Origin of the sequence: Pseudoalteromonas citrea (genome assembly GCF_000238375.3) — a bacterium.
In the GTDB taxonomy this organism is placed as follows: Bacteria; Pseudomonadota; Gammaproteobacteria; order Enterobacterales; family Alteromonadaceae; genus Pseudoalteromonas; species Pseudoalteromonas citrea.
In genome coordinates, this window is the sequence record NZ_AHBZ03000005.1 from 1 (window position 1) to 624 (window position 624).

1 protein-coding gene is annotated in these 624 nt (G+C 43.9%); it reads right to left on the bottom strand.

Annotation, left to right across the window (positions count from 1 at the left end; translation table 11 throughout):
- Positions 1-624: IS91 family transposase (locus PCIT_RS00030; RefSeq protein ID WP_021032161.1), on the bottom strand; the 624-nt coding region annotated here is incomplete at both ends.

A 624-nucleotide genomic window follows, 5' to 3' on the forward strand; every position in this document is an offset into this window, starting at 1 on the left:
ATAGCGCCGTAAGAACTCTCTACAACTCAGTGTCATGACCTTTTCACTGTGTTTATCTGCATAACTTCGATATTTAAAGCACACGCTTTGTTTATTCACCGACACCAGTCTCGATTCTGACATCGCGCCCTTTCGGGTATACCGTGCTAGATAACTTACTAACTTATCACTGTATGTTAAACACGCTTTGCTATACACACACCATTTAGCTGGTGTCGTTATATGTGTCAGCGAAGTACCTCGCGCATGCAATGCCGCAAGCATTTTCCCTCTAAATACCGTTGATAATGCTTTAACTGGGTATAAGTAGCCCTGTTCTATTTCATGCCATTGAGTTTGCGTTAGCCCTCCCGCAGGCACTAAGCAATGCAGGTGAATATGCTGACTTAAGGTTTGTCCCCATGTATGTAAAACGCTTGTCATCCCTAACTGCCCATGCCCTTTACGCTGTGCAAATTTACTTAGGGTGTCCCATACTGCTTTAAATAAACACTGATAAAGCGTGTTTGGGTCATAGCGTGCAACAATATTCAGCTCATGTGGCAGTGTAAAAACAAGGTGGAAGTAACGACAAGGCAATAAACGGGCTTGCTGTTTTTGCGCCCACTGTGCTGTTGCCATACT